Origin of the sequence: Micromonospora sp. AB353 (assembly GCF_049538395.1) — a bacterium.
Taxonomy (GTDB): domain Bacteria; phylum Actinomycetota; class Actinomycetes; order Mycobacteriales; family Micromonosporaceae; genus Micromonospora; species Micromonospora aurantiaca.
Genome location: NZ_JBMVFV010000003.1, coordinates 30,375 through 54,986 on the forward strand (window position 1 = coordinate 30,375; position 24,612 = coordinate 54,986).

General features: G+C 73.9%; 22 protein-coding genes and 1 pseudogene. 16 read left to right on the plus strand and 7 right to left on the minus strand.

Annotated features, from left to right (window positions below):
• Positions 1-8: 8 nt before the first annotated feature.
• The 5 genes from ACPCK6_RS02160 to ACPCK6_RS02180 form a co-directional block, all read right to left on the minus strand.
• Positions 9-2,687, minus strand: a complete 2,679-nt coding sequence (locus ACPCK6_RS02160) for an FtsX-like permease family protein (RefSeq protein WP_423480185.1) — start codon at positions 2,685-2,687, stop codon at positions 9-11.
• The gene (locus ACPCK6_RS02165) at positions 2,684-3,415 is read right to left on the minus strand and encodes an ABC transporter ATP-binding protein (protein WP_318332945.1); all 732 of its coding nucleotides are present in this window, start codon (positions 3,413-3,415) and stop codon (positions 2,684-2,686) included. The genes ACPCK6_RS02160 and ACPCK6_RS02165 overlap by 4 nt, the downstream gene beginning before the upstream one ends.
• Before the next feature lie 19 nt (positions 3,416-3,434).
• Positions 3,435-4,016, minus strand: a complete 582-nt coding sequence (locus ACPCK6_RS02170) for a PadR family transcriptional regulator (protein WP_013284661.1) — start codon at positions 4,014-4,016, stop codon at positions 3,435-3,437.
• A 69-nt stretch (positions 4,017-4,085) separates the two neighbouring features.
• A complete protein-coding gene (locus ACPCK6_RS02175; protein WP_396880355.1) occupies positions 4,086-4,526 on the minus strand; it encodes a ferritin-like domain-containing protein in 441 nt (146 codons plus the stop codon).
• Complete coding sequence (locus ACPCK6_RS02180) at positions 4,523-4,972, minus strand: hypothetical protein (protein WP_423480249.1); 450 nt, start codon at positions 4,970-4,972, stop codon at positions 4,523-4,525. Before ACPCK6_RS02180 ends, ACPCK6_RS02175 begins: the two co-directional genes overlap by 4 nt.
• Positions 4,973-5,235: 263 nt before the next feature.
• Between ACPCK6_RS02180 and rimP the strand changes: the two genes are divergently transcribed.
• The 11 genes and pseudogenes from rimP (at position 5,236) to ACPCK6_RS02235 (ending at position 16,195) form a co-directional block, all read left to right on the plus strand.
• Positions 5,236-5,886 carry a ribosome maturation factor RimP gene (rimP, locus tag ACPCK6_RS02185; protein ID WP_396880356.1) on the plus strand — a complete coding sequence of 217 codons (651 nt, stop codon included), beginning with the start codon at positions 5,236-5,238 and terminating at the stop codon, positions 5,884-5,886.
• Positions 5,883-6,926: a transcription termination factor NusA gene (gene nusA, locus ACPCK6_RS02190; protein ID WP_194799785.1), complete on the plus strand. Its 1,044-nt coding sequence runs from the start codon at positions 5,883-5,885 to the stop codon at positions 6,924-6,926. Before rimP ends, nusA begins: the two co-directional genes overlap by 4 nt.
• Before the next feature lie 15 nt (positions 6,927-6,941).
• Positions 6,942-7,278, plus strand: a pseudogene (locus ACPCK6_RS02195) (YlxR family protein).
• A 93-nt stretch (positions 7,279-7,371) separates the two neighbouring features.
• Positions 7,372-10,377: a translation initiation factor IF-2 gene (infB, locus tag ACPCK6_RS02200; RefSeq protein WP_069089329.1), complete on the plus strand. Its 3,006-nt coding sequence runs from the start codon at positions 7,372-7,374 to the stop codon at positions 10,375-10,377.
• Between the two features lie 82 nt (positions 10,378-10,459).
• Complete coding sequence (locus ACPCK6_RS02205; protein WP_423480186.1) at positions 10,460-11,503, plus strand: TRM11 family SAM-dependent methyltransferase; 1,044 nt, start codon at positions 10,460-10,462, stop codon at positions 11,501-11,503.
• A gap of 41 nt (positions 11,504-11,544) precedes the next feature.
• Positions 11,545-11,838 (plus strand): DUF503 domain-containing protein, encoded by a 294-nt coding sequence (locus ACPCK6_RS02210; protein ID WP_043325814.1) that lies wholly within the window; start codon positions 11,545-11,547, stop codon positions 11,836-11,838.
• A 181-nt stretch (positions 11,839-12,019) separates the two neighbouring features.
• Positions 12,020-12,508 (plus strand): 30S ribosome-binding factor RbfA, encoded by a 489-nt coding sequence (rbfA, locus tag ACPCK6_RS02215; protein WP_262013630.1) that lies wholly within the window; start codon positions 12,020-12,022, stop codon positions 12,506-12,508.
• Positions 12,505-13,515, plus strand: coding sequence for a DHH family phosphoesterase (locus ACPCK6_RS02220; RefSeq protein ID WP_396880358.1), 1,011 nt, complete (start codon positions 12,505-12,507; stop codon positions 13,513-13,515). The genes rbfA and ACPCK6_RS02220 overlap by 4 nt, the downstream gene beginning before the upstream one ends.
• 145 nt (positions 13,516-13,660) lie before the next feature.
• A complete protein-coding gene (locus tag ACPCK6_RS02225) occupies positions 13,661-14,068 on the plus strand; it encodes a hypothetical protein (protein ID WP_357824502.1) in 408 nt (135 codons plus the stop codon).
• The gene (locus tag ACPCK6_RS02230) at positions 14,068-14,277 is read left to right on the plus strand and encodes a DUF6186 family protein (protein ID WP_175438725.1); all 210 of its coding nucleotides are present in this window, start codon (positions 14,068-14,070) and stop codon (positions 14,275-14,277) included. The genes ACPCK6_RS02225 and ACPCK6_RS02230 overlap by 1 nt, the downstream gene beginning before the upstream one ends.
• A gap of 595 nt (positions 14,278-14,872) precedes the next feature.
• Positions 14,873-16,195 (plus strand): MATE family efflux transporter, encoded by a 1,323-nt coding sequence (locus ACPCK6_RS02235; RefSeq protein WP_396880359.1) that lies wholly within the window; start codon positions 14,873-14,875, stop codon positions 16,193-16,195.
• A 6-nt stretch (positions 16,196-16,201) separates the two neighbouring features.
• On the opposite strand, the gene ACPCK6_RS02240 is transcribed toward ACPCK6_RS02235, so the two are convergent.
• Positions 16,202-17,143 carry a hypothetical protein gene (locus ACPCK6_RS02240; RefSeq protein ID WP_423480187.1) on the minus strand — a complete coding sequence of 314 codons (942 nt, stop codon included), beginning with the start codon at positions 17,141-17,143 and terminating at the stop codon, positions 16,202-16,204.
• On the minus strand, positions 17,137-18,141 hold the full coding sequence (locus ACPCK6_RS02245; RefSeq protein ID WP_423480188.1) for a hypothetical protein: 1,005 nt from the start codon (positions 18,139-18,141) through the stop codon (positions 17,137-17,139). The genes ACPCK6_RS02240 and ACPCK6_RS02245 overlap by 7 nt, the downstream gene beginning before the upstream one ends.
• Before the next feature lie 108 nt (positions 18,142-18,249).
• On the opposite strand from ACPCK6_RS02245, the gene truB reads away from it, so the two are divergent.
• The 5 genes from truB (at position 18,250) to ACPCK6_RS02270 (ending at position 24,611) form a co-directional block, all read left to right on the plus strand.
• A complete protein-coding gene (gene truB, locus ACPCK6_RS02250; RefSeq protein ID WP_423480189.1) occupies positions 18,250-19,134 on the plus strand; it encodes a tRNA pseudouridine(55) synthase TruB in 885 nt (294 codons plus the stop codon).
• Between the two features lie 32 nt (positions 19,135-19,166).
• Positions 19,167-20,093, plus strand: a complete 927-nt coding sequence (locus tag ACPCK6_RS02255) for a bifunctional riboflavin kinase/FAD synthetase (RefSeq protein WP_013284677.1) — start codon at positions 19,167-19,169, stop codon at positions 20,091-20,093.
• Between the two features lie 181 nt (positions 20,094-20,274).
• Positions 20,275-20,544, plus strand: a complete 270-nt coding sequence (gene rpsO, locus ACPCK6_RS02260) for a 30S ribosomal protein S15 (protein ID WP_013284678.1) — start codon at positions 20,275-20,277, stop codon at positions 20,542-20,544.
• A 219-nt stretch (positions 20,545-20,763) separates the two neighbouring features.
• Complete coding sequence (locus ACPCK6_RS02265) at positions 20,764-23,121, plus strand: polyribonucleotide nucleotidyltransferase (protein WP_423480190.1); 2,358 nt, start codon at positions 20,764-20,766, stop codon at positions 23,119-23,121.
• A gap of 122 nt (positions 23,122-23,243) precedes the next feature.
• Positions 23,244-24,611, plus strand: coding sequence for a M16 family metallopeptidase (locus ACPCK6_RS02270; RefSeq protein WP_396880364.1), 1,368 nt, complete (start codon positions 23,244-23,246; stop codon positions 24,609-24,611).
• Position 24,612: the final 1 nt, after the last annotated feature.

Here is a 24,612-nt window from a genome sequence, read left to right on the forward strand (position 1 = left end):
CGGCCGGCTCAGTCGAGCCGGCGTTCGATCGGCAGGCGGGACCGGGTGAACAGCGCCGCGCCGCCCATCGCCACCAGCGGCACCACGACCAGCACGGCGAGCGTCACGCCGGGCACCGTCACCGGGTACGGCGGCTGCACCGGCCAGGATTCGGCATACCGCTGGTTGAGTGAGGCCAGGACGACCACGGCGGAGCCGAGCCCGGCGACGATGCCCAGTGCCGAACCGAGCACCGCGATCACCCCGGCCTGGCAGAGCGACAGCAGGCGGCGTACCCGGGGATCGGCGCCGACCGCCGCGAGCGTGGACAGGTCCCGGCGGCCCTCGGCTGCGGCGAGGCCGGTGGCGACGGCGGCAGCGCCGAGCGTGATCACGCCGGAGGCCACCGCGAGCAGGAGCAGCATCGGGCGCTGGTCCGACGGCGGGTCGGCGGTCGCCACCTGCGCCGACATGGGACCGATGTCGAACAGCTCGTCGGTCAGCATCTCCATCTGCCGGTCGGTGGGCGAGCCGGCGGTGTCCAGCAGGTAGCCCATCGGCACGGCGGTCAGGCCGAGCGCGTCCGCGGCGGCGGGGGAGAGCACCAGCCGGTCGACCGTGAGACCGCCGCGCAGCGCGTACGCGGGCAGGAGACGCCCGGTGGGCGGACCGCCGGAGTTGTCGTTCACCTCCACCCGGACCTGCCCGTCCACCACCCGCCGGGCGTCGGTGACCACCACGCCACCGGCGGCGAGCGTCCGCCGCGCGGCGGCCAGTTCGTCCGCCGGCGCCCCGGTGAGCGCGGCCAGCGCGCCGCCGTCGTCCACGAGCGCCGGCAGGTAGACGTCGACCGGTTCCTGGAAGGGGCTCACGCAGCGCGGATCCCGCCGGGCCGTGTCGGGGACCGGGCCGGCGGCGTCGTACGGGCAGCGCTGCTCGGGCGGGACGAGCGCGTACGCGGTGCAGTCGTTCTTGTCGCGGACGTCGCCGACGCACCCCGGGGTCGCGACGGACACCACTGTGGTGCCGGGCAGGACCGCGCGGGCCCGGTCGGCGACGACCTCGGCCGACGGCGGGTCCGCCGGGGTCTCACCGGAGTGGGTGAGCAGCACGTTCCCCGGCGGCAGGCCGGGTTGCCAGAGCGCCTGCGACCGGGTCTCGTCGCTCGCCACGTAGACGCCGAGCGCGACGCTTCCGGCCACCGCCGCCATCACCGCCGAGATGGCGGGCGCGGCCGAGGACCGGTTACGGCTGGCGTCACGCAACGCGAGCCGGGGGGTCAGCGGCAGCAGCCGGCCGGCCCGGCCCAGCACGCCGACGAGCGACGGGGTGCAGAACACCAGCCCCAGTTCGCCCAGCGCGACGCCGGCCAGCACTCCGGTCTGCGAGGTGCGGCCGGCGGCGAACGCGGCGATCGCGGTCCCGGCGACGGTGAGCGCCACCCCGACCAGCAGCCAGCGGCGGCGTGGCCGGGTCGCGTCGCGCCGGCCGGCCAGGCCGGTCGCCACGTCCTGCCGGGCCGCCGTCCAGGCCGGCGCCATCGCCGCGAGCACCCCGGCGAGCACCGCCGTCGCGGCGATCGCCACCAGCGCGGCCGGGAAGATCCGGTACGCCCCGAGGCGCTCCCCGAGCAGGTACTGCTCGACGATCGGCCGGCCGGCGAACGCCGCCCCGATGCCGAGCAGCATGCCCAGGGCGGCCCCGCCGGCGCCGAGCACCACCCCGTCGGCGAGCACGATCCGGCGCAGGTGGGAGGCGTCGCCACCGGCCACCGCGACGAGTGCGAGGTCCCGCCGCCGGCGCCGGACGCTCACCGCGAAGGCCGGACCGACCAGCAGCACCACCTCCAGCAGGCCCAGCCCGCCGACGACGCCGACGACGCCCGCCTCGTCGGCGTCCGGTACGGACATGCCGCGGCTGAACTCCTGCCGTCCCGGCAGCGGGCTGCGGGCGACGACCTGGACGCCCTGCGCGTTGAGCCGGTCGGCGAGCCCCGGTTCCAGCGGGCCGGGCAGGTCCACCAGCCAGGTGTCGCTGCCGGCCGTGCCGTCCGGAGTCACCCCGGGCAGCGTGATGACGTCCCGGAGGTTGTCCGGATACTCCACCACCCCGACCACGCGGTACGTGGCACCGTCGATGGTGCGTACCGGATCGCCGATGCGGGTCTCCAGCCGGCGCAGCGCCGTCGGGCTGACCGCGATCTCGTCGGGGCGTACCGGCGGCCGGCCGTCGCGTACCCGGGCCAGCGGCCGGGTGAGCGGGTCGGTCAGGTCGACGGCGCGCGCCTCGATCGACTCGACGTGCCGGTTCACCCGCGTCGAGAACGTCATCCACCAGCGGGTGCGCGCCAGCCGGCTGCCCTCGGGCAGCAGCGCGCGCACCTCCTCGGCGGTCGCCGGACGGGTCCGGCCGACCCAATCGCCCTCGACCGGCCAGGCCGACTCGCCCCAGGCGTCCTGGGTCACCGGCGTCAGGCTGTCCCAGCGCAGGGCGATGTCGGCGCCGCCGAGCTGGCGCTCGATGCGCTCGGCGCGGGTCAGATCACCCATGTCGTAGCTGACCGCGGCGAAGCTGAGGCCGAGCACCGGCAGCGCGATCATCACCAGCACCAGCAGCGTGCGCCGCCGGGACCGCCGGGCCTCCCGGCGGGCGATCCGCAACGCGGTCCGCCACGATCCGCGTACGGCGGCGAGGCGGCCGCCGGTCACCGGCTGCTGCCGCTGAGCAGGTGGTCGACGCCGATCAGCGGGGCGGTCGAGTCGACCATCACCCCGTCGCGCAGGAAGACCACCCGGTCCGCCCAGCCGGCGTGCCGGGCCTCGTGGGTGACGAGCACCCCGGCCGCCCCGGCGTCCACCCGGCGGCGCAGCAGGTGCAGCACCGCCTCGCCGGTCTGCGAGTCCAGCGCGCCGGTCGGCTCGTCGGCGAGGACCAGGCGGCGTTCGCCGACGAGGGCCCGGGCGATCGCCACCCGCTGCTGCTGGCCGCCGGACATCTGGTCCGGGAAGCGGTCGGCCAGGTCCTCCAGGTCGACCTCGCGCAGCGCGGCCAGCGCCGACTGGCGGGCCGCCCGTACGCCGGTGCCGTCCAGTTCCAGCGGGAGCGCCACGTTCTCCACGGCGGTCAGGCTGCCGAGCAGGTTCAGGTCCTGGAAGACGTACCCGATCCGGCGGCGCCGCAGCCGGGCCAGCTCGCGGGCGGACAGCCCGCGCAGCGTCTCGCCCTCGACCACCACCTCGCCGCCGGTGGGCCGGTCCAGGCCGCCGGCGAGCGCCAGCAGCGTGGACTTGCCGGACCCGGAGGGGCCCATCACCGCCACGAGTTCGCCGGCGCGCACGGTCAGGCTCACGCCGCGCAGCGCGTGCACGGCGGCCTCACCGGCGCCGTGGGTCCGGCGGACGTCACGCAGTTCCAGCACCCCGTCGATCGGGTCCATCAGCGCCTCCCGTGCCGGGTCACCGGCGGGCTTCGTCGCCGGCCCGGTCCACCGCCTCGGGGTGGTCGACCGCCCGGATCGGCGCCGGGCGGTGCCGGACCAGGCTCGTCTCGCAGTGGTCGAGCCACCGCACCTCGGCCTCGGTCTGGAAGATCATCGCGTCCAGCACCAGCCGCCAGGGTAGATCCTCCGGCTTGTCGCTCGTGTACTTCAACCGGGTGAACTCCTGGAGCGCGCGCATGGTCGCGGTGCGCTGGGTCTGCACCACCGACCGCACGTCGACGCCGGGGGTGGTCAGCGCCAGTGCCAGTTTGATGGACAGCTCGTCCCGGGGGCGGTCGGCGCGGCTGATCGGCGTGGCGAACCACAGCGCCAGGTCCGCCCGTCCGGCGTCGGTGATCTCGTACGGCCGCTGCCCGCTCTCGTTCTCCGGCAGCGGGCGGACCAGTCCGTCACGTTCCAGCCGGGCCAGCGTCGTGTAGACCTGTCCGATGTTCAGCGGCCAGGTCGACCCGGTCGACTCCTCGAACGCGGCGCGCAGCTGGTAGCCGTACATCTGGCCGCGTTCGAGCAGGGCGAGCAGGCCGTGACGGATGGACATGACCGCGAGTATGCATACCTGGTATGCGCAACGCAACCGGAGGGTTCCGCCGGGTGACCGGCGCCGCGCTCAGGCCGGGCGGCCCGGGAACGGAACGGTGACCGGCGTCACCCCCGCCGTACGCCGCCAGCGGGTGGCGCGCAACGCGCAGTCGGTGAGCGCGGCGAGCGCCGTGTTCCGGTCCGCGCCGGTGGTGTGCGGCAGCGCGGCCCGCCAGTGCCCGGCCGTCCGCTCCTCGATCTCCACCGCCAGGCGCAGCGCGCTCGCCCGGTCCGTCACCGGGTAGGGCAGCGCGTATCCGGCCCGGTCGGCGGGCACCTGCCCGGAGCCCTCGGCGAGCTGGAGCAGCAGCGCGTCGCGGCGGGACCGGTGGGCCGCCTCGGCGGCACGGGCCGCCGTACGCGCCGCCTCGGTCAGGTGCACGCCGATCACCCCGTACGCCCAGATCGCCGCGTACTCGGCGGCGAGCGCGTCGGCGAGGGCCGAGGCCGGGCCGGTCGTCGGGTTCACTTGAGCGCCTCCACGTGTGTGGCCCGCGCGGCCGCGATCGAGCCGAGCAGCGCGGCCCGCTCGGCCGGCGCGGCGGCGCACGCCTTGGCCGCGTTCGTCCGGCCCTCCTGCTCGGCCCGGCGCAGCTCGGTGAGCGCGGCGTCGGGCGCGGGCGCGCTCGCCGAGCCGGCGGGCGCCGGTGTGCCGGAGGGCGCGGGCCTGCCGATCACGCGGCGTAGCTCCTCGGCGTGCGCCCGGTGGGCGTCGGCGATCGGGGTGAGCCGCCCGGCCAGCGCCGGGTCGGCGGTGGCGGCGGCCCGGTAGCGGGCCTCCAGCGCGAGCGCCTCGGCCACCAGCGGCTCCAGCGCGTCCGGCTCCGGTGGCTCCTCGTCGCGGTCGAAAAGATCACAGCCGGTCAGCGGCGCGGTCGCGCCGCCGAGCGCCACGAGCCCGCCGGCGCGCAGCAGCCAGCGCCGGGAATGCCCCGCTCTGACCTGGTCGGATGGTGTTCTGCCGATCCCCACCTGACAGAGTCAACACCATTCGCGCCGTCCCGTGGGTCAGGGTCTCGGTGCGCCGCCGGGTCCGTCGGCGGTCGTTAGCGTTACGCTCTGCGCAACCACCGGGCGCGGACGCCCCGGTGGCGTGCCGGTATGGCGGGCCGTTCGTCCGCACCGGCCCGGGACAACACGGCCTGCGGGTCGTGGCAACAGCAGGAGAGGTGCGCGCAATGACGCAGCGTGGCCGTGCCACCCGGTCGACGGGGCCCGCCGGGCGGCCCCGCCGGTCCGACGGCCCCCGCGGCACGGACCGGAGCGGCGCACCCCGCGGCGATCTCGCCGCCCGCCGCAACCGGCTGCGCGAGGTGATCGAACCGGTCGTCACGGCGGCCGGTTACGACCTGGAGGATCTCTCCGTCTCCCGCGCCGGCCGCCGGCACGTGGTCCGGGTGATCGTGGACGCCGACGGCGGGATCAACCTGGACGCCGTGGCGGACGTCTCCCGCGCGGTCTCGGCGGCGCTGGACGCGGCCGAGGAGGCCGGCGGCGACATCGTGGCCGGCGAGTACCAGCTGGAGGTCAGCTCGCCCGGCGTGGACCGCCCGCTCACCCTGCCCCGGCACTGGCGGCGCAACGCCGGGCGGCTGGTCAAGGTCACCGTCCGCGGTGACACGGGGGACCGCCAGCTCACCGGCCGGATCACTGCTGCCGACGACGAACGCGTGGTGCTGGAGACCGACGCCGGCCCCGCCGAACACCCGTACGCCGAACTCGGGCCCGGCCGGGTCCAGGTGGAGTTCAACCGCCTGGACGACCTGGCCGACGAGGACTTCGGTGACGACACCGACGACGACGAAGATCTGGAGGACGAGGAGAGGTGAACATCGACCTCGCGGCGCTGCGCGCCCTGGAGCGCGAGCGGGAGATCCCGTTCGACACGATCCTCGCGGCGATCGAGACCGCGCTGCTGACCGCCTACCGGCACACCGACGGCGCCGAGCCGCACGCCCGGGTGGAGATCGACCGTAAGAGCGGGGCCGCCTCGGTCTACGCGCAGGAACTGGACGCCGACGGCTCGGTGACCCGGGAGTGGGACGACACCCCGCACGACTTCGGGCGGATCGCCGCCATGACCGCCAAGCAGGTGATCCTCCAGCGGCTGCGGGAGGCCACCGACGAGGTGCACTTCGGCGAGTACGTCGGCCGCGACGGTGACCTGGTCACCGGCGTGGTGCAGGCGCACGAGACCCGCCGGGAGAAGGGCATCGTCAGCGTCGACCTGGGCAAGCTGGAGGGCGTCCTGCCGCAGTCCGAGCAGGTCCCCGGCGAGCGGTACGAGCACGGCGAGCGGATCCGCTGCGTGGTCGTGCACGTCGCCAAGGGAATGCGCGGCCCGCAGATCACGCTGTCCCGGTCGCATCCCGCGCTGGTGAAGAAGCTGTTCGCGCTGGAGGTGCCGGAGATCGCCGACGGCACCGTGGAGATCGGCGCGATCGCGCGTGAGGCAGGTCACCGTACGAAGATCGCCGTGCGTTCGACCACCTCCGGCGTCAACGCCAAGGGTGCCTGCATCGGCCCGATGGGCCAGCGGGTCCGGGCCGTGATGAGCGAGCTGCACGGCGAGAAGATCGACATCATCGACTGGTCGGACGACCCCGCCACCTTCGTCGGCAACGCGTTGTCGCCGGCCAAGGCGCTGCGGGTCGAGGTGGTCGACCTGGCCTCCCGTACCGCCCGGGTGACCGTGCCGGACTTCCAGCTTTCGCTCGCGATCGGCCGGGAAGGGCAGAACGCCCGCCTCGCGGCCCGGCTGACCGGTTGGCGCATCGACATCCGGTCCGACGCGGAGACCGCGGCCCCGCAGAGCCGGGGCGGAGCCGATCACGTCCCGGAGCCGGGCGGCGCGATCTCGGGAAGCTAGGGGTAGACTTTCTCAGTGGTACGACGCGCGCTGCCGGAGCGCACCTGTGTGGGCTGCCGGAAGCGAGCGCCGGCCAGCGAGTTGTTGCGGGTCGTCGCGATCGGTGACGAGGCTGGTCACACCAGTCTCCGGCCCGATCCGGCCCGCAGACTGCCGGGTCGGGGAGCGAACATGCACCCTGATCCGGCCTGCTTCGCGCAGGCGTTGCGGCGTCGCGCCTTCGGGCGAGCACTGCGCCTCACCGGGGTCCCCGACCACGGTGCGCTTGCGGAGCACGTCGACGCGCAACCCCCGACGACCGGTCAAGCCCGACCGGTCGAGGGTCGCTAGCAAGGTAGGACGACCGACATGAGCACACGATGAAGTCCCTGAAATGACCAGGCTTCAAGTGCACGAGTGAGGTCGCTGCGGGTGCTGCCCGCACGACCTCGGAGTGAGGAGTGCAGTGGCAGGAAAGGCCCGCGTACACGAGCTTGCCAAGGAGCTCGGGGTCGAAAGCAAGACCGTTCTCGCCAAGCTCAAGGAAATGGGCGAGTTCGTGAAGTCCGCGTCCAGCACCGTCGAGGCGCCTGTCGCCCGGCGGCTGCGTAGCGCGTTCGTCGCCGGTTCGTCGGCGCCAGCCGGCCCGCCGGCTGCCGCGCCCAGTGGCCCGGCACCGACCCCGACGCCCACCCCGACCCCGGGTGCCCCCCGGGTCTCGGCCAAGCCGATGCCGCCCCGGCGTCCGGCCGCGCCGACCCCTGGACCGAAGCCCAAGGGGCCGGTCCCCGGCCCGCCGCAGCCGGCGACTCCGGTCGCCAAGCCGGCGAGCGCGCACGACATCGAAGTGGCGGCCGCCGAGGCGCGTGCCGCCGCGCTCAAGGCTGAGCAGGAGGCCGCGGTCAAGGCCGCCCAGGCCGCCCGCCAGCAGCAGCGCGAGACCGTACGCCGGGAGCCCCCGGCCGAGGGCGGTCCTCGCCCGGGTCCGCGTCCCGGCCCGAACGCCATGCCGCCGCGTCCGGGTTCCCCGGCCGCCGGTCGTCCCGGCGGTCCGGGCCAGGGTCAGGGCCCCGGTGCCCGGCCCGGCGGTCGTCCGCCGGCGCGCGGCGCCGGTAACAACCCGTTCGGCATCCAGGGCGGCCAGCAGCAGCGGCCCCCGGCCGCCGGTGCGGGCGGTCCCCGTCCCAGCCCGGCCGGCATGCCGCCGCGGCCCAGCCCGGCGTCGATGCCGCCGCGGCCGAGCCCGGCCTCGATGCCGAGCCAGCGTCCGACCACCGGCCGTCCCGGCGGCCCCGGCGGCGGTCGTGGCGGACCCGGCGGTGGCGCCGGTCGTCCCGGCGGCGGTGGCGGTGGCTACCGCGGTGGACCCGGTGGTGGCGGCGGTGGCGGTGGCTACCGCGGCGGTCCCGGTGGTGGCGGCGGTGGCGGTGGCTACCGCGGCGGTCCCGGCGGCGGTGGCGGTGCGCCCGGCGGTGGTTTCCGTCCGGGTGGTCCGGTCGGCGGCGGTGGCCGTCCCGGCGGCGGCGGCCGTGGCCGTGGCGGTGGCGCGGCGGGTGCCTTCGGGCGTCCCGGCGGCCGGCCGACCCGCGGTCGCAAGTCCAAGAAGCAGCGCAGACAGGAGTTCGACAACCTGTCGGCCCCGACCATGTCCTCGGGCGCGCCCCGCGGTCAGGGTCAGGTCGTCCGGTTGTCCCGTGGCGCCTCGCTGTCGGACTTCGCCGACAAGATCAACGCCAACCCGGGTTCGCTGGTCCAGGAGATGTTCAACCTGGGCGAGATGGTGACGGCGACCCAGTCGTGCTCCGACGAGACCCTGCAGCTGCTGGGTGAGCACCTCGGCTTCGACGTGCAGATCGTCAGCCCGGAGGACGAGGACCGCGAGCTGCTCGCGCAGTTCAACATCGACCTCGACGCCGAGGTCGCGGCGGACCGCCTGGTCAGCCGTGCGCCGGTTGTGACCGTCATGGGTCACGTCGACCACGGTAAGACCAAGCTGCTCGACGCGATCCGTAAGGCGAACGTGGTGGCCGGCGAGGCGGGTGGCATCACCCAGCACATCGGCGCCTACCAGGTCCACGTCCCGCACGAGGGCGAGGACCGCGCGGTGACGTTCATCGACACCCCGGGTCACGAGGCGTTCACCGCCATGCGTGCCCGTGGTGCCCAGGTCACGGACATCGTGATCCTGGTGGTCGCGGCCGACGACGGCGTCATGCCGCAGACCATCGAGGCGCTCAACCACGCCAAGGCGGCGGACGTGCCGATCGTGGTCGCGGTCAACAAGGTCGACAAGCCCGAGGCGAACCCGGACAAGGTCCGCCAGCAGCTGACCGAGTACGGCCTGGTCGCCGAGGAGTACGGCGGCGACACCATGTTCGTCAACGTGGCGGCCAAGCCCGGTATCGGCATCGAGGAACTGCTCGAGGCCGTGCTGCTGACCGCCGACGCGTCGCTGGAGCTGACCGCTCCGATCGACGGGCCGGCGCAGGGTGTCGCGATCGAGGCGCACCTGGACAAGGGCCGTGGTGCGGTGGCGACCGTGCTGGTGCAGAAGGGCACCCTGCGTGCCGGTGACTCGATCGTCGCCGGTGGGGCGCACGGCCGGGTCCGGGCCATGCTGGACGAGAACGGCAAGCCGGTCGACGAGGCCGGTCCGGCCCGTCCGGTCATGGTGCTGGGTCTGACCACGGTGCCGGGTGCGGGTGACACCTTCCTGGCCGCCGAGGACGACCGCACCGTGCGGCAGATCGCCGAGCAGCGGCAGGCGCGGAGGCGGGCGGCGTCGTTCGCCAACTCCCGTGGCCGGGCCACTCTCGAGACGCTCATGGAGCAGCTCAAGGAGGGCGAGAAGACCTCGCTCAACCTGGTGCTCAAGGGCGACGTCTCCGGTTCCGTGGAGGCGCTCGAGGACGCGCTGTTCAACCTCGACATCCCGGAGGAGGTCCAGCTTCGGATCATCCACCGGGGCGTGGGCGCGATCACCGAGAGCGACGTCATGCTCGCGAGCGCCTCGTCCGAGGCGGTCACGATCATCGGCTTCAACGTGCGGGCCTCGAACAAGGTCCGCGAGATGGCCGACCGCGAGGGCGTGGAGATTCGGTACTACACCGTCATCTACCAGGCCATCGAGGAGATCGACGCCGCGCTCAAGGGTCTGCTCAAGCCGGAGTACGAGGAGGTCGAGCTGGGCACCGCGGAGATCCGCGACGTCTTCCGCTCGTCCAAGATCGGCAACATCTCCGGCTGTATCGTCCGGTCCGGCCTCATCCGCCGCAACGCCAAGGCGCGGCTGCTGCGGGACGGGGCGGTCGTGGCGGACAACCTCACGATCAGCTCCTTGAAGCGGTTCAAGGACGACGCGACCGAGGTCCGCGAGGGCTTCGAGTGTGGTCTGACGCTGGGCGGCTACAACAACGTCCAGGTCGGCGACGTCATCGAGACGTTCGAGATGCGCGAGAAGCCGCGCGCCTGACGACCACGCGTACGACCGGCCGACGGCCGGGGCCTTCGGGCCCCGGCCGTCGCCGTCTGCGCAGGCTGCGACAATCTGCGGCGTGACCGGGTACGCACTGCTCCTCGCCCCCTCCGCCAACCGCGTCTACGCCGACGCGGCGGCCCGGCTGGCCCGCGCCGAACTGGCCGTGTTCGCCGGTTCCGGCGTGCTGGACGTCGTACCGGCCGACGCGGAGGTGACGCGGATCGGCGGAGTGGAGTACCTGACGTTCACCACCGGCGGCCCCGGGCTGGGCGAGCGGGATCTGGCCTACCTGGCGAACCTGTCGGCCGCGTACGCGCTGTTCGAGCGGGTCGGCGACGAGCTGCTGCGGCCGGTGCCGCTGCGCCCGCTGGCCCGGTACGACTCCGACCTGATCACCATCCCCAAGTACGCCGGCAAGACCAACGAGCAGTTCACCCGCCTGCTGCTCAACGTCACTGTGCTCGCCTCCGCCGCCGCGCCGCGGATGCTGGACGGGCCGGTGGTGGTGCTGGACCCGCTCTGCGGCCGGGGCACCACGCTCAACCAGGCGCTGATGTACGGCTACGACGGCATCGGCGTGGAGCGGGACAGTCAGGACGTGGAGGCGTACGCGGCGTTCCTGCGCACCTGGCTGCGCCGCAAGCGGCTCAAGCACACCGCGGAGACCACGTCGGTGCGCCGGGACCGCAAGCTGGTGGCCCGCCGGTTCGAGGCGGTGCTCGCGCCGTCGCGGGACGAGCACCGGGCCGGGGCCACCCAGCGGGTCGTCGTGCTGAACACCGACACCACCCGGGCCCGGGAGGCGCTGCGCCCCCGGTGCGCCGACGTGATCGTGACCGACGCGCCGTACGGGGTGGCGCACGGCAGCCGTACCGATCAGGGGTTGTCCCGCAGCCCGCTGGAGCTGCTCACCGCGGCCGTGCCGGTGTGGCGGGAGCTGCTCCGTCCCGGCGGCGCGATCGGGCTGTCCTGGAACACCCACGTGGCGCCGCGGGCGCAGGCGGAGGCGGTGCTGGCCGCCGCCGGGCTGCGGGTGCTCGACGGCCCCGGCTTCGGTGACTTCGCGCACCGGGTCGACCAGGCGATCGAGCGGGACGTGCTGGTGGCCGTCGCGCCTTAATCGCGTGCCGGGCCGGGCCGCCCGGCGTACCGTTGCTCGCCGTGTATACCGGAACCGCACTGTTCGACCTGTTGCTCCCGGGTGACTCCCGGTCCCTGAAGGCCAAGCGGTCCTACGTCCGGCCGATCGTCGCCGCGCTGCGCAAGTTCGAGGTCTCCGCCGCCGAGGTGGGGGCGCTGGACCTGCACGGCCGGGCCGAGATCGGGGTGGCGGTGGTGGCCGCCGAGCCGGCCCACGTCCGCGAGGTGCTCGACTCCTGTGAGCGGCTGGTCGCCGCCCGCCCGGAGACCGAGCTGCTGTCGGTGCGCCGTCGCCTGCACGGCGAAGACGACTGACGGCGCGTCGCGCCGCACTCCGGCCGTGCCGCGCGACGGCCGGCCGGGCGCGGGTAGTGTTCTTCAGCGTTGGGCGGTCGGACCCGGCGGCGCCCACGCGCTCGCCGTCTCCGGCCGACGGCCCGGGTCGTACGGTGACCCGGCGTCGTCATGGGTACAGGTGATCCCGGAGGTGGGGGACATGACGGATCAGGCAAAGGTTCGCCGGCACGCGGAGCGCATCCGGGAACTCGTCGCGTCGGTGGTGCGCAGCCAGATCAAGGATCCCCGGCTCGGCATGATCACGATCACCGACGCCCGGATCACCGCCGACCTGCGCGACGCCACTGTCTTCTACACGGTGCTCGGCGACGCGGCGGCTCAGGCGAGCACCGCCGCCGCGCTGGAGAGCGCCAAGGGCATGCTGCGCAGCACCGTCGGCAAGGCGCTCGGGCTGCGGCACTCGCCGACGCTGACCTTCGTCCTGGACGACGTGCAGGACCAGGTCAAGCACATCGACGACCTGCTGGCCGCCGCGCGTACCGCCGACGCCGAGGTGCAGCGGCTCGCCGCGAAGTCCTCGTACGCGGGTGACGCCCAGCCGTACCGGGTCGAGGACGACGAGGACGCCGACGACGCCTCGGCGGAGGACGAGGACGACGACGAGCCGCGCGCCGGCGAACGCCGGTGACCGAGGCGGCCGGGCCCACCGAGACCGCGTGGGCGGCCGCCGTCGCGGCGGTACGCGACCTCCCCGCCGACGCGCGGGTGCTGCTGATCTGCCACGTGAACCCGGACGGGGACGCGCTGGGCAGCATGCTCGGCTTCGGGCTGGGCCTGCGCCGGCTCGGCGTACGCGATCTCCAGGCCACCTTCCCCGGCCCTCCGGAGGTGCCGGAGCCGTTCCGCTGGATGCCCGGGGTGGACCTGCTGGTGCCGCAGGACGACGCGTACCCGGCTCCGGACCTGGTGATCTGCTTCGACGCGGCGAGCGAGTCCCGGCTGGGTGACCTGGTCGACCGGCTGGACACGGCGGGCACGTCGCTGGTGCTCGACCACCACGCCTCGAACAGCGGGTTCGGCCGGATCAATCTGGTCGACCCACACGCCGCCGCGACCTCCGTGGTCGCGTTGGAACTGCTGGACCGGCTCGGCGTGACGCTGGACGCGGAGATCGCGACCGGGTTGTACGTCGCGCTGACCACCGACACCGGCTCGTTCCGGTTCGAGGCGACCACCCCTGCGGTGCACGAGACGGCGGCGCGCCTGATCGCGACCGGCATCCGGCCCGGCGACATCTCCCGGCGGATCTTCGACACCCGCCCGTTCGGCGCCGTCCGCCTCTTCGGCGAGGTGCTGGGCCGGGCCACGCTGGAACCGGCGGCCGCCGCCGGGCACGGGCTCGTCTGGACGTACGCCACCCGCGCGGACCTGGTCCGCCACGACCAGCCCGCGTACGTGCTGGAGGCGCTCATCGACTCGGTGCGCTGCACCGCCGAGGCGGACGTGAGCTGCGTGGTCAAGCAGGCCGGCGAGGCCGAGTGGGCGGTGTCGCTGCGCAGCAAGGGCGCGATGGACGTGAGCCGGGTGGCGGTGGCGCTCGGCGGCGGTGGGCACCGGTTCGCCGCAGGCTTCACCGGGCGGGGATCCCTCGACGAGGTGGTGGGGCGGATCCGCGCCGAGCTGGCCACGCTCTAGGCCCTTTAGGGCTTGTATTGCCCCGGTATGTCTGCCGCGCCGAGGTGTGCCGACGATCCGAGGTGTGAGCTGATCGGTGGCATTTCCGGGGATTACGAGGCGTGCCAGCCTTTCCGCCGTGCGTGACGCTGGGGACAATCGGGTGATGGATCATCCCCGTGAGCTCACCGTCGAGGCGCCCCGGGCCTGGGACCGGCCGGTCGTCTCCGTGCCGGTGCTGATCTGCCTGTCCCTGGTCGGGGGCCAGATGCCGTCCTTCTCGACCGCGGCGAACCTCTACATCCTCACCACCGGCGGGGGGTTGATCTGGGTCGGCCTGAGCAACCGGGTGCCCCGGCGTCCGGCGCCGCGCCGGTTGCCGTCGGTCGCGCTCTGGTGGCTGGTCCCGGTGACCGTCTTCGGGGTCTTCGAGGGGGCCACGTTCGTGATGGCGGCGGGCGACGACTTCCCCACCTTCTCCCGGCTGGCCGATCCGCTGCTGGAGGACAACCTGGTCCGTTCGGCGGCCTGGTTCGCGTGGCTGTCCGCGTTCTGGGGACTGGTGCGCCGATGATGCGCGCACTGGCGATCGGCGGGTTCGGAGTCTCGATCGTGTTGTTCGCCGTGGTCGAGTGGGCCGCGCGCCGGGAGGGGTCGCGCATCCCGTCGCTGGCCGACGTCTGCGCGTTCGTCATGCGGTACGAGGTGGGCCCGGTGCCGGTCGGCCGGATCGGGTTGTTCGGTTTCTGGTGGTGGCTGGGCTGGCACTTCCTGGCCCGCTGACCGCCCTCGCCAGGGCGGGACGACGACGTTGATCTTTCCGCATTTCGGGAACTGTGGGCAGTATCTGGAAAGTGAACGTTAATTTGGGTGCGGGACCGGCGCTTCGCGGCGCTGGTCACGGGCGGTGGTGCCGCACCCGGCCTCGCCTCCCTCCAGGGTCAGACCGACCCGGGCTCCCGCTGCCAGGCGAGCCGCTCCGGTGATCCCGGACCGCTGCCGGGCGCTCAGCCGCCGACGACGTCCGGTCGCGGCGCGATTCGCCGTCGCGTCGATCCGGAGCGCCGGGCGCCCGTAGGACCGCCACGTCCCGGCGGTCCGCACCCTGGAAGGACCTCAGATGCCCAGCAAGCGCAAGCCGCAGACCGAGACCACCACCGACGAGGCGCGCGAGCAGATGCGCCGCGCGCTGCAGACCTCGATGGACACCCGTCAGTGACGGACGCCGTCCGGCGGTGACGCCGGCCGGGCCCGCGGACCACACCCCGGCCCGACGCCGACGTCACCGCCGCTCGGGAACCGCCCGCTTCCTGGCCGACGTGAGTAAGTAGTCCGCCGCCTTGCGGACCTTACTAGGAGCGTGCCAGGATCGGCGGCGATGAGCACCACCGCCGCCCCCGCCGTCACCGCCTCACCGCGGCGGATCGCCGCGCTCGCGCTCCCAGCCCTCGTGGTGCTGGCCGCCGAGCCGCTCTACGTCCTCGTCGACACCGCGGTGGTCGGCCACCTCGGCCGGGTGCCGCTGGCCGCGCTCGCAGTCGGCGGCACCGTCATGACACTCACCGCCTGGGTCGGCACCGTCGTCGCGTACGGCACCACCGGCCGCTCGGCCCGCCGCTTCGGGGCGGGGGACCGGGCCGCCGCGGTGGCCGAGGGCGTCCAGGCGTCCTGGCTCGCGCTCGCCACCGGCGTGCTGGTGGCGGTCGCCATCGGCATCGGCGGCGGCGCGCTGGCGCGTACCCTTGTCGGCGGCCCCGGCGAGGTGGCCGACGCCGCCGCCGGATGGCTGCGGATCGCGGCGCTCGGCGCGCCCGGCCTGCTACTCGCCGCCGCCGGCAACGGCTGGCTGCGCGGCATCCAGGACACCCGCCGCCCGCTGCTGTTCGTGCTCGGCCCGAACCTGCTCTCCGCGGTGCTCTGCCCCCTGCTCGTCTACCCGGCCGGGCTCGGCCTGGTCGGCTCGGCGGTGGCTAACGCGATCGCGCAGACGCTCTCCGGGGTGCTGTTCGCGGCGGCGCTGGTGCGGGAGCGGGTCGCGCTGCGGCCCCGGCCCCGGGTGATCGGTCAGCAGCTCGTGCTCAGCCGGGATCTGCTCGTGCGGGGCGTCGCGTTCCAGGCCAGCTTCCTGTCCGCCACCGCCGTCGCGGCCCGCTTCGGCGCCGCCGCCGTGGGCGCGCACCAGATCGCCCTGCAACTGTGGTTCTTCACGGTGCTGGTGCTCGACGCCCTGGCCATCGCCGCGCAGTCGCTCGTCGGCGCCGCGCTCGGCGCCGGCGACGCGGCCGGTGCCCGGTTCCTGGCCCGCCGCATCGCGCTGCTCGGCGGGCTGTGCGGCGTGGCCTTCGCGGTGCTCATCGCCGCCGGCGCCGGCCTGGTGCCGTCGTGGTTCAGCTCCGATCCGCAGGTACGCGAACAGGCCATGACGGCCTGGCCCTGGTTCGTCGCGCTCCAGCCGATCGGCGGCGTGGTGTTCGCGCTCGACGGGGTGCTGATCGGCGCGGGCGACGTGCGCTACCTGCGCAACCTCACCATCGTGTGCGCGTTCGGCGGGTTCCTGCCGGCGATCTGGCTGGCCTATGCGTTCGACCTCGGGCTGGGCGGGATCTGGGCCGGGCTGACGCTGTTCGTGGTGCTGCGGCTGGTCGGCCTGCTGCTGCGGATGCGCTCGGGGGCGTGGGCGGTGGTCGGCGCGGTCCGCTGACGCCGGTCAGCATGAGACCGGCAGCTCGATCGGGTGCTCCGGGTCGTACAGCGCGTCGGGGTCCTCGGGGGAGCCGATGCCGGCCGGGTCCAGGCCGCCGGGGCGGATCAGCCCGAGCTTCACGGCGTCGCAGTCCACGCCCGACCCGTAGCTCGACATCCGGTGCAACCAGAGCCCCCGGTCCGCCCGTGCCACGTCGCTGGCGTGTGGCAGCCGCCAGACGATCTCGTCGTGCAGCACCACCACCGAGTCACCGGATCGGGAGGCGAGGTCGCGGAATCCGTAGACCCAGACGAAGTTGCTGGTCACCTCCAGCATCCGTACGCCGTCGGCCTGCCGGACGGCGCGGTAGGTGAACCGGCCCTTCGTCCGCGGCTGGTCCGGGGTGAGCCGGGCGTCCGGGGCCAGCCGGGTCGCGTACGTGGCGATCGTCTCGGTGGACCAGTCCTTCCGCACCGACTCCCGGGCAGCCGGCGCGAAGTGACGCAGCAGCGGGGCCGGGCTGCCGCCGGTCATGAACGCGCGGTCCAGGCGGGCGGTCAGCATGGCGGCCCGGACCCGCGCCAGCCCGGCGGACACCTCGGCGCCGGTGAAGCCGCCGGTCGGCCGGGCCGGTGGCAGCACGATCCCGGCCGCCCCCGCCGGCCAGTCCGCCGCCGGCGTGCCGGCGAAGACGTCCGGCGGGGCAGTCGGTCCCGCGGTCGCCGGAGCGCCGGTGACCGCCGGGGACGGCGCGGCTGCCGGACGCCGGAGCTGCCGGTAGCCGTAACCGGTGGCACCGGCCGCGGCGGCCAGCAGCAGCACCACGCCGAGCGCGGCCGTCAGCCGGCGGGCGCGCCGCCGGCACCAGATCCGCAGGCGTACGGCGAGACTCGGCCGGATCTCCCGCTCCAACCGGTCCAGCCAGTCGGGGTAGCCGTCCCGCTCGGATCCCGTCGGGCTCAGCACGGGTCCGCGACCTTCAGCGAGCGGTCCAGGTCGTACACGGCGTCCGGGTGTTCGGCGTCGGTGCCGGCGCCCCCGTAGGTCGGCGTGATCTCCAGTTCCAGCAGACCCTTGCTCAGACCGGCGCACTCCACGTTCGTCACGTAGGACTCCGCGTCCCGCATCCACAGACCTCGGGAGCCGGTGACGACGTCCGCCGGGAACGGCACCTCCCAGACCACCGTGTCGTGCACCAGGATGACGTCCGGGACCGACGGGGCGCGGTTGCTCCGGACGGCGTAGACCCAGACGAAGTTGGTGGTGATCTCCAGGACACGGATGTCGTCCGCGTCCCGGGTGGCGCGGTACGAGACCCGTCCCTGCACCCGGGGCGGGTCGTTCGTCAACCGGGTGCCGGGCCCGAGCCGGGTGGCGTAGTTGGCGGCGCCGCCGGCCGTGAAGTCCTTCCGGATGTGGGCGCGGGTGTCCGGGGCGAACTGGCGCACCAGCCGATCCGGGCTCTTCTCGGTGAAGAACGTGCGGTCCAGCCGGGCGGTGACCAGGGCCTTGCGTACCTTGGCCAGACCGTCGGCCACCTGCTTCTCGGTGAACGGCCCGGTCCGCTTGACCCGGGGCAGCGCGATCCCGGCCGCACCCTCCGGGAAGCCGGCCGCGGGGGTGCCGTCGAACGGGCCGGCGGCCGGCGGAGGCGACGCGGAGCTGACCGCCTGCTCACCGCTCGGCGGGCTCGTCGTCGGGTATGCCGTCGAGATCTCGCGCCAGCGCTGGAAGCCCTGGTAGCCGAGGCCGCCGACGAGCCCGAAGAACGCGAGCAGCGCCAGCACGAGGGCGCCGCCGAGCAGCTTGCCGGAGTGCCCGCCGAGCGCGATCCGCAGGCGGTCGCCGCGGCCCGGCTCGACCTCGGGCGCGGGCCGGCGCAGCCACTCGGGTACCCGTCCCAGATCGTCCTCCGGCGAGTGGCCGGTGGGGTAGGGGTCGGGGGCGGGGCGGTGATCGGTCATCGGACTTCCCGGGCAGACGGGTCGGGGGCGCACGATCTTGACACCCCGCCGAAGCTGGGCGGTATCCCCCGCAGGGCCGATCACCGGCGTCTGGCAGGCTTGGCGGTCGTGAGCACAGACGGTCTGATCGTGGTCGACAAGCCCGGCGGCATGACGTCGCACGACGTGGTGGCCCGCATCCGGCGGCTGGCGCGTACCCGCCGCGTCGGTCACGGCGGCACGCTCGACCCGATGGCCACCGGCGTCCTCGTGATCGGGGTCGGCCGGGCGACCCGGCTGCTCACGTACGTGATCGGCGCCGGCAAGAGCTACGCCGCGACGATCCGGCTGGGACAGGCCACCGTCACCGACGACGCCGAGGGCGAGGTGGTCGCGACCACCCCGGCCGGCACGGTCACCGACGACGGGGTACGCGCCGCGCTGGCCGCCCTCACCGGCGAGATCGACCAGGTGCCGAGCGCGGTGAGCGCCATCAAGATCGACGGTCGGCGGGCGTACAAGCGGGTCCGTGACGGCGAGGCGGTCGAGCTGCCCGCCCGCCGGGTCACCGTGTCGCGGCTGGACGTGCTGGCGATCCGCCGGGACGTCCCGGACGTGGTGGACGTGGACGTGGACGTGACCTGCTCGTCCGGGACGTACATCAGGGCGCTGGCCCGCGACGCGGGCGCGGCCCTCGGCGTCGGCGGCCACCTCACCGCGCTGCGCCGGACCGCTGTGGGCGGCTTCACGCTGGCCGAGGCGGCCACGCTCGACCAGCTCGAGGAGCGCGCGCCGGACGTGGTGAACCTGCCGCTGGACGCCGCCGCCGCGCGGTTCTTCCCGCGCCGGGACGCCACCGCCGACGAGACCCGGGTGCTCTCCCACGGCGGGCCGCTGGCGCCGGCCGGGATCACCGGGCCGTACGCGGTCTTCGACCCGGCGGGCGGGCTGATCGCTATCGTCAGCGAGCGGGACGGTCGGGCCCGCGCGGAGATCGTGCTGGCCCCGGCCTGAACGGCGCGCGGGCGGACAGGGGGAGGAACGGCATGCAGCGGTGGCGGGGGTACGAGGCGGCGCCCGGCGGCTGGGGACGCTCGGTGGTCACCATCGGCGTCTTCGACGGCGTGCACCGGGGGCACCAGGCCACCATCGGTCACGCCGTGGCGCGCGCCCGGGAACTGGGCGTCAAGTCGGTGGTGGTGACGTTCGACCCGCACCCGGCCGAGGTGGTACGCCCCGGCTCGCACCCGGCCGTGCTGACCGAGCCGGCCCGCAAGGCCGAGCTGATCGAGGCGCTCGGCGTGGACGTGCTCTGCGTGGTGCCGTTCACCGTCGAGTTCTCCCGGCTGCCACCCGAGGCGTTCGTGCACGACGTCCTGGTGGCGCACCTGCACGCCGCGCTGGTGGTGGTCGGCGACAACTTCCGGTTCGGGCACCGGGCCGCCGGTGACGTGCCGCTGCTGGAGCGGCTGGGCCGTACCTTCGGGTTCGCCGTCGAGGGGGCGCCGCTGGTCGCCGAGGCGGGGACGGTCTTCTCCTCCACGTACATCAGGTCCTGCGTCGACGCGGGCGACGTGGGCGCGGCGGCGGCGGCGCTCGGCCGCCCGCACCGGGTCGAGGGCGTGGTGGTCCGCGGCGACCAGCGCGGACGTGAGCTGGGTTACCCCACCGCCAACCTGCTGACCCACAGGTACGCGGCGGTGCCCGCCGACGGCGTGTACGCGGCCCGCCTGGTACGCCGCGACGGCGAACCGCTGGCGGCGGCCGTGTCGATCGGCACCAACCCGACGTTCTCCGGCCGGGAACGGCGGGTGGAGGCGTACGCGCTGGACTTCAGTGGCGACCTGTACGGCGAGCGGCTGGCCCTGGACTTCGTGGCGCACCTGCGTGAGCAGCGGACATACGACGCGATCGAACCGCTTGTGGCCCAGATCGCCGAGGACGTGGAACGCACCCGCCGGGCGGTGCTCTGACCGGCGCGGGGCACCTTGACCGGCCGTCCGTCCCGAGGGCTGGTAGGCTGACGGAGACGTCGGCTGACCGACGGGGGCCTCGCGTGCCTGCACGACGCCGCGGGTGCGAGGAACCGGTCCGTTGCACCGGTCACCACGACCGCTCCGGACCTCATCGAATGACCCACGAAACAGGGAGAACATGGCGCTCGACCAGGAAGCCAAGGCCAAGATCCGCCAGGAGTACGCCACCGCCGAGGGCGACACCGGCTCGCCCGAGGTGCAGGTCGCGGTCCTGACCAAGCGGATCGCGGAGCTCACCGAGCACCTGAAGGTGCACAAGCACGACCACCACAGCCGCCGTGGGCTGCTGCTGCTGGTCGGCCGGCGCCGCCGGCTGCTGAACTACGTCCAGAAGAAGGACATCAACCGCTACCGGTCGCTCATCGAGCGGCTCGGCCTGCGCCGATGACCTGACGGGGGAGTGGCCGCCTGGCCGCTCCCCCGTTCCGGTACCACCGAAGAACCCGGCCGCGCGACACCCGAGAGGGAGCCGGTCAGCACCGGTCTCCGGTAGTGGCCCCCGGGAATCCCGGCACGACGCCGGCCGTCCCGGGCGCTTCGATCGAAGACCGGCCGCCTGAGCAGTTCCCGTGTCGTCGGCCGACGACGCGAAGGAGCACCACAGCACATGACCGAGACCAACCTCGGCACCGAATCCCGCACCGCGGTGATCGACAACGGGGCCTTCGGCACCCGTGAGATCACCTTCTCCACCGGCCGCCTGGCCCGCCAGGCCGCCGGCTCCGTCGTCGCCCAGCTCGGCGAGACGGTCGTCCTCTCCGCGACCACTGCCGGCAAGCAGCCGCGCGAGTCGTTCGACTTCTTCCCGCTGACGGTGGACGTCGAGGAGCGGATGTACGCCGCGGGCCGCATCCCCGGCTCGTTCTTCCGCCGCGAGGGCCGGCCCAGCGAGGACGCCATCCTCACCTGCCGGCTGATCGACCGGCCGCTGCGCCCGTCGTTCGTCAAGGGCCTGCGCAACGAGGTCCAGGTCGTCGAGACCGTACTGGCGCTCGACCCGCAGCACCCGTACGACGTGGTGGCGATCAACGCCGCCTCGATGTCGACCAAGCTGTCCGGCCTGCCGTTCTCCGGCCCGATCGGCGCGACCCGGGTCGCGCACGTCGACGGCCAGTGGGTCGCCTTCCCGACCCTGGAGGAGCTGGAGCGGGCCACGTTCGACATGGTCGTGGCCGGCCGCACCCTGGCGGACGGCGAGGTCGCGATCATGATGGTCGAGGCCGAGGCCACCCCGAACGCCGTGACCCTGATCTCGGGCGGCGCGACCGCGCCGACCGAGGAGATCGTGGCCAGCGGCCTGGAGGCCGCCAAGCCGGCCATCCGCGAGCTGTGCCGGGCGCAGAGCGAGCTGGCCGAGGTGGCCGCCAAGCCGGTCGCCGAGTTCCCGATCTTCCTGGACTATCAGGACGACGCGTACGACGCGGTGGCCGAGGTGGCCCGCGCCGAGGTCGCCGAGGCGCTGAAGATCGCCGGCAAGGCCGACCGCGAGGAGGCCCTGGACCGGATCAAGGCCAAGGTCGCCGAGGAGCTGACCGGCCGGTTCGAGGGTCGCGAGAAGGAGCTCTCCGCCGCGTTCCGTTCGCTGACCAAGTCCGAGGTCCGCAACCGGGTGCTGCGCGAGCAGGTCCGCATCGACGGCCGCGGCCCGCGTGACATCCGTCCGCTGACCGCCGAGGTCGGCGTGCTGCCGCGGGTGCACGGCTCGGCGCTGTTCGAGCGCGGCGAGACCCAGATCCTGGGCGTCACCACGCTGAACATGCTGCGCATGGAGCAGATGGTGGACACGCTGTCCCCGGAGAACCGCAAGCGCTACATGCACAACTACAACTTCCCGCCGTACTCGACCGGTGAGACCGGCCGGGTCGGCTCGCCGAAGCGGCGCGAGATCGGCCACGGCGCGCTCGCCGAGCGGGCGCTGATCCCGGTGCTGCCCTCGCGCGAGGAGTTCCCGTACGCCATCCGGCAGGTCTCCGAGGCGCTCGGCTCCAACGGCTCCACCTCGATGGGTTCGGTCTGCGCCTCGACGCTGGGCCTGCTCTCGGCCGGTGTGCCGCTGAAGGCGCCGGTCGCCGGCATCGCCATGGGCCTCATCTCCGACGAGGTCGACGGCAAGACCCAGTACGTGACGCTGACCGACATCCTCGGTGCCGAGGACGCGTTCGGCGACATGGACTTCAAGGTCGCCGGCACCCGTGACTTCGTCACCGCGCTCCAGCTCGACACCAAGCTGGACGGCATCCCGTCGGACGTGCTGGCCGCCGCGCTCCAGCAGGCGCACGAGGCCCGGCAGACCATCCTCGACGTGATGCAGCGGGCCATCGAGGCGCCGGCCGAGATGTCGGACTACGCCCCGCGGGTGACCACCGTCAAGATCCCGGTCGACAAGATCGGCATGGTGATCGGCCCGAAGGGCCAGACCATCAACGCGATCCAGGACGAGACCGGCGCCGAGATCTCCATCGAGGACGACGGCACGATCTACGTCGGCGCCACGAACGGCCCGTCCGCCCAGGCCGCAGTCGACCGGATCAACGGGATCGCCAACCCGACGCTGCCCAAGGCCGGCGAGCGGTTCCTCGGCACCGTGGTGAAGACCGCCGCGTTCGGCGCCTTCATCTCGCTGCTGCCGGGCCGTGACGGCCTGCTGCACATCTCCAAGGTGGGCGACGGCAAGCGGGTCGAAAAGGTCGAGGACTACCTCAACGTCGGCGACAAGGTCGAGGTGGAGATCGCGGACATCGACGCCCGCGGCAAGATCTACCTGGACAAGGTCCGCCCGGAGGGTGCCGAGGCGCCGGCCGCCGCCGAGGGTGGCGACCGTCCGTCCGGCCGGGACCGCGGCGGCGACCGCGGCCCGCGTGACCGGGGCGACCGGGAGCGTCGCTCCGAGGGTGGCGAGCGCCGCTCCGAGGGTGGCGAGGGCGGCGGCGAGTCCCGTCCGCGTCGCCGGACCCGGCACAGCTGATCCACCGACCGGCCCGGGTGACGTCCGCGTCACCCGGGCCGGCCCACGGCTCCAGGTCGCCTGCGCGAGCTGGAGCCGTCGTACGTCCCGCCGTTCCTCGTCATCCGGAGAGCAGGTTTCTCGTGAGTTCGTCAGGCGCCTCGACGGGACGGGGGGTGGCGCCGGCCGGCTCGGCGGCCCGCGCGGTCACCCGTACGCTCAGCGACGACCCGCTCGGCGGCACCGTCCGCCGTACCGTGCTGCCCAGCGGGCTGCGGGTGCTCACCGAGGCGATCCCGGCGATGCGCAGCGTGTCGTTCGGCATCTGGGTGGCGGTCGGCTCGCGCGACGAGACCGGCACGCAGGCCGGCGCCGCGCACTTCCTGGAGCACCTGCTGTTCAAGGGCACCAACAAGCGCAGCGCGCTGGAGATCTCGGCGCAGATCGAGGCCGTGGGCGGCGAGACCAACGCCTTCACCACGAAGGAATACACCTGCTACTACGCGCGGGTGCTGGACGAGGACCTGCCGCTGGCCATCGACGTCATGTGCGACCTGGTCGCCGACTCGGTGCTGGCCCCGGCCGACGTGGAGACCGAACGCGGCGTCATCCTCGAAGAGATCGCCATGCACGACGACGAGCCCGGCGACGAGGTGCACGACCTGTTCGCCCGCGCCGTCTACGGCGACCACCCGCTGGGCCGGCTCATCTCCGGCACCGAGGAGACGGTCACGCCGATGACGCGGCGGCAGATCCAGGGCTTCTACCGCCGTCGCTACACCGCGCCGCAGATCGTGATCGCCGCCGCCGGGAACCTCGACCACGCCGCAGTGGTCAAGCTGGTCCGGCAGGCGCTGCGCGGCACCCCGCTGGACACCGACCCGGCGTCGCCCGCGCCGCACCGGTCGGCCACCCCGGCGGTACGCACCAAGCCGGCCACCACGCTCGTCGAGCCGAAGGAGACCGAGCAGGCGCACGTCATCCTCGGCTGCCCGGGGATCGACCGCACCGACGACCGGCGGTTCGCCCTCGGCGTGCTGAACAACGTGCTCGGCGGCGGCATGTCCAGCCGGTTGTTCCAGGAGATCCGGGAGCAGCGCGGCCTGGCGTACTCGGTCTACTCGTACGCCAGCCAGTACGCCGACAGCGGCGTGTTCGCCGTCTACGCCGGCTGCGCGCCGGGAAAGGTCGACGAGGTGCTGGACCTGACCCGCGCGGAGATGGCGCGGGTGGCCGCCGAGGGGATCACCGAGGCGGAGCTGGCCCGGGGCAAGGGGATGAGCAAGGGCTCGTTCGTGCTCGGGCTGGAGGACACCGGCTCGCGGATGAGCCGGCTCGCCAAGGGCGAGCTGCTCTACGGCAACCTGATGCCGGTGGACGACCTGCTGTCCCGGGTGGACGCGGTGACGCTCGACGACGTGAACGCGCTCGCCGCCGACCTGCTCGGCCGGCCGATGTCCCTCGCCGTGGTCGGCCCGTTCGACTCCGGCAGCTTCGCGGCCACGAGCTGAG